Source organism: Nocardiopsis protaetiae (assembly GCF_045446735.1).
Classification (GTDB): Bacteria; Actinomycetota; Actinomycetes; order Streptosporangiales; family Streptosporangiaceae; genus Nocardiopsis; species Nocardiopsis protaetiae.
In genome coordinates this window covers 1-3,701 of record NZ_JBJJBV010000433.1, presented here as the reverse complement: position 1 = coordinate 3,701, position 3,701 = coordinate 1, and the positions used below count along the sequence as shown (strand labels likewise).

Genomic DNA, 3,701 nt, shown 5'->3' with positions numbered 1-3,701 from the left:
GAGCCATGCCCAACCCAGGAGAACAACGGCTGATCGTCCTGTCCGGACCCTCGGGTGTGGGCAAGAGCACGGTCGTGGCCGAGCTGCGCCGGGCCCACCCCGACGTCTGGCTCTCCGTGTCGGCGACCACGCGCGAGCCCCGGCCCGGCGAGGTCGACGGCGTCCAGTACCGCTTCGTCGACGACGCCGAGTTCGACCGCCTCATCGCCGACGGGGAGCTCCTGGAGTGGGCGAAGTTCGCCGGCAACCGCTACGGCACCCCGCGCGGCCCCGTCGAGGAGCGCCTGTCCGCCGGGCTGCCGGTCCTGCTGGAGATCGAACTCCAGGGCGCCCGCCAGATCCGCGAGACCATGCCCGAGGCCCTGCACGTCTTCCTGGCCCCGCCCTCCTGGGAGGAGCTGGTGCGCCGCCTCACCGGGCGCGGCACCGAGTCCGAGGAGGTCATCCAGCGCCGGCTGGAGGCCGCCAAGGTCGAACTCGCCGCCGAGAAGGAGTTCGACACCACACTCGTCAACACGTCCGTCCGGGACGTGTGCGCCGAACTGCTAGCGTTGATCACCGCTTCCGAGGTGTGATAACGCCGCGGAGCCGCCGGCTCCGCGTACCCTGTACACCGCGGCGCACCGCGCCTCGCATCCGACTTCCCTGGGGGTAATCGAAAGTGGCTGGAACCGAGCCCGTCGCCGAAGGCATCACCAACCCGCCGATCGACGATCTGCTCGATCTGGTGGACAGCAAGTACAGCCTGGTCACCATGGCCTCCAAGCGGGCCCGCCAGATCAACGCGTACTACGCCCAGCTGGGCGAGGGCCTGCTCGAATACGTGGGCCCCCTGGTGGAGACCCAGGTGCAGGAGAAGTCCCTGTCCATCGCCCTGCGCGAGATCAAGTCCGGTCTCCTCACCGCGGAGCCCTACGAGGGCACCTGATACCCGACCTGGTAGAAATCCTGTTTGTGAGTGACACAGGAAGCAAACCCCGGGTCGTCCTCGGCGTCGGCGGCGGCATCGCCGCCTACAAGGTGTGCGAGCTGCTCCGCCGACTGACCGAATCGGGCCACGAGGTCCGGGTCGTGCCCACGGACGAGGCCCTGCGCTTCGTCGGTGAGCCCACCTGGGCCGCCCTGTCGGGCAACCCCGTGGCCACCGGTGTCTGGGACGCCGTCCACGAGGTTCCGCACGTCCGCATCGGACAGTCCGCGGACCTCGTCTTCGTCGCCCCGGCCACCGCCAACATCCTGGCCAGGGCGGCCGCCGGCCTCGCCGACGACCTGCTGACCAACACCCTGCTCACCGCCCGGTGTCCGGTGGTGTTCGCACCCGCGATGCACACCGAGATGTGGGAGCACCCGGCCACGCAGGCCAACGTGGCCACCCTGCGCTCGCGCGGCGCCATCGTCCTGGACCCGGCCGTGGGCCGCCTCACCGGCGCCGACACCGGCCGCGGGCGCCTGCCCGAGCCGGTCGAGCTCTTCGAGGCCGCCCGGCGGGTGCTGCGCCGCGGCGCGGCCGCACCCGACCTGTCCGGGGTCCGCGTCGTGATCTCCGCGGGCGGCACCCGCGAGGCCATCGACCCGGTCCGGTTCATCGGCAACCACTCCTCGGGCAAGCAGGGCTACGCCCTGGCGCGCACCGCCGCCGCCCGGGGCGCCGACGTCACCCTGGTCGCCGCCAACGTCGCCCTGCCCGACCCGGCCGGGGTGCGCGTGGTCCCGGTGTCCTCGGCGGTGGAACTGGCCGAGGCCGTGCGGGCCGAGCGCGCCGGCGCCGACGTCATCGTGATGAGCGCCGCGGTCGCCGACTTCCGGCCCGCGACCACCGTCGGCTCCAAGATCAAGAAGTCCGGCGCCGCGCCGGCCCCGATCGAGCTGGTCGAGAACCCCGACGTGCTGGCGGGCCTGGTGGTCTCCCGCGCCGAGGAGGGCACCGGCCAGGTCATCGTGGGGTTCGCCGCCGAGACCGACGACGTCATCGCCAACGGCCGTGCCAAACTGGCCAGGAAGGGCTGCGACCTGCTCGTGGTCAACCAGGTCGGCGGCGGCCGCGCCTTCGGCACGGAGGACAACCAGGCCGTGGTCCTGGGGGACGACGGCAGCGCCGTGGAGATCCCCCACGGGCCCAAGGAGGACCTCGCCGACCGGGTCTGGGACCTGGTCGGGGAACGCCTCGCGAAGTGACCCACCGGAACCCGGGACTGGATTTCCTACCACCGGGTACGCCACACTTCGATCGGGCGTCCGCGAACGACGCGGTCGACCGGGGGATGCCCCTTCCCACCGGCCCCGTTACAGTGGACCGATAACCAACCGCATCGGTCGGTATTGACCGTCCCGGCAGGCAGTCGGGCCGGGACGTGCCCACCGCCACATGTCAGCCAGCAGCCGCTGCAAGGAGTCACGCAACCGTGTCCCGCCGCCTTTTCACCTCCGAGTCGGTCACCGAGGGCCATCCCGACAAGATGGCCGACCAGATCAGTGACGCGATCCTCGACGCGATGCTCACCCACGACCCAGCCAGCCGGGTCGCCGTCGAGACGCTGATCACCACCGGTCAGGTCCACATCGCGGGTGAGGTCACCACTCAGACCTACGTCGACATCCCCGCCATCGTGCGCGAGACCATCCTCCGGATCGGGTACGACTCGTCCGCCAAGGGGTTCGACGGTGACTCCTGCGGGGTCAACGTCTCCATCGACGCCCAGTCCCCGGACATCGCCCAGGGTGTCGACACCGCCTACGAGGCGCGCGTCGAGCACGAGGACGACGCCCTCAACCGCCAGGGCGCGGGCGACCAGGGCCTGATGTTCGGCTACGCCAACCGGGAGACCCCGGAGCTGATGCCGCTGCCGATCAAGCTGGCCCACTCGCTCGCCGAGCGCCTGTCCGCGGTCCGCCGCAACGGCACCGTGCCCTACCTGCGCCCGGACGGCAAGACCCAGGTCACCGTCGAGTACGACGGCCAGACCCCGGTCCGCCTGGACACGGTCGTGGTCTCCAGCCAGCACTCCGCGGACATCAGCCTGGAGGAGCTGCTCACCCCGGACATCCGCGAGCACGTCATCCAGCCCGTGGTGGAGGAGTTCGGCCTGGAGTCCGACGACTACCGCCTGCTGGTCAACCCGACCGGCCGCTTCGAGATCGGCGGCCCGATGGGCGACGCGGGTCTGACCGGCCGCAAGATCATCGTCGACACCTACGGCGGCTACGCCCGCCACGGCGGCGGCGCCTTCTCCGGCAAGGACCCGTCGAAGGTCGACCGCTCGGCCGCCTACGCCATGCGCTGGGTCGCCAAGAACATCGTCGCGGCCGAGCTGGCCGAGCGCGCCGAGGTCCAGGTCGCCTACGCCATCGGCAAGGCGCACCCGGTCGGCGTGTTCATCGAGACCTTCGGCACCGAGAAGGTCGCGCCGGACCTGATCGAGAAGGCCGTCAAGGAGGTCTTCGACCTGCGTCCGGCCGCGATCGTGCGCGACCTCGACCTGCTGCGCCCGATCTACTCCAAGACCGCCGCCTACGGCCACTTCGGCCGCGAGCTGCCGGAGTTCACCTGGGAGCGCACCGACCGCGCCGCGGCCCTGCGCTCCTTCGTGGGAGCCTGAGCGCGACAACGCACCGACGGTGAGGGGGCGGACGACCCGAGGGGTCGTCCGCCCCCTCGCCGTATCTCCTCACCGCCTGGCCCCACTGCATGGCGCAACCCCAAA

Annotated in this window: 4 protein-coding genes; all 4 read left to right on the top strand. The window is 71.2% G+C overall.

The window, feature by feature from the left end; translation table 11 throughout:
• The first annotated feature begins 5 nt into the window (after nt 1–5).
• The 4 genes from gmk (at nt 6) to metK (ending at nt 3,596) form a co-directional block, all read left to right on the top strand.
• The gene (gene gmk / locus ACJOT3_RS33405) at nt 6–575 is read left to right on the top strand and encodes a guanylate kinase (protein WP_406977130.1); all 570 of its coding nucleotides are present in this window, start codon (nt 6–8) and stop codon (nt 573–575) included.
• 86 nt (nt 576–661) lie between these two features.
• The gene (rpoZ, locus tag ACJOT3_RS33400; protein ID WP_073384132.1) at nt 662–928 is read left to right on the top strand and encodes a DNA-directed RNA polymerase subunit omega; all 267 of its coding nucleotides are present in this window, start codon (nt 662–664) and stop codon (nt 926–928) included.
• Between the two features lie 26 nt (nt 929–954).
• On the top strand, nt 955–2,175 hold the full coding sequence (coaBC, locus tag ACJOT3_RS33395; RefSeq protein ID WP_406977129.1) for a bifunctional phosphopantothenoylcysteine decarboxylase/phosphopantothenate--cysteine ligase CoaBC: 1,221 nt from the start codon (nt 955–957) through the stop codon (nt 2,173–2,175).
• A 227-nt stretch (nt 2,176–2,402) separates the two neighbouring features.
• Nucleotides 2,403–3,596: a methionine adenosyltransferase gene (gene metK, locus ACJOT3_RS33390; protein ID WP_406977128.1), complete on the top strand. Its 1,194-nt coding sequence runs from the start codon at nt 2,403–2,405 to the stop codon at nt 3,594–3,596.
• Nucleotides 3,597–3,701 lie beyond the last annotated feature (105 nt).

Bases quoted from the DNA above. Each gene is read 5' to 3' on its own strand.
- gmk (WP_406977130.1), top strand. From the start codon at position 6: ATGCCCAACCCAGGAGAACAACGGCTGATCGTCCTGTCCGGACCCTCG.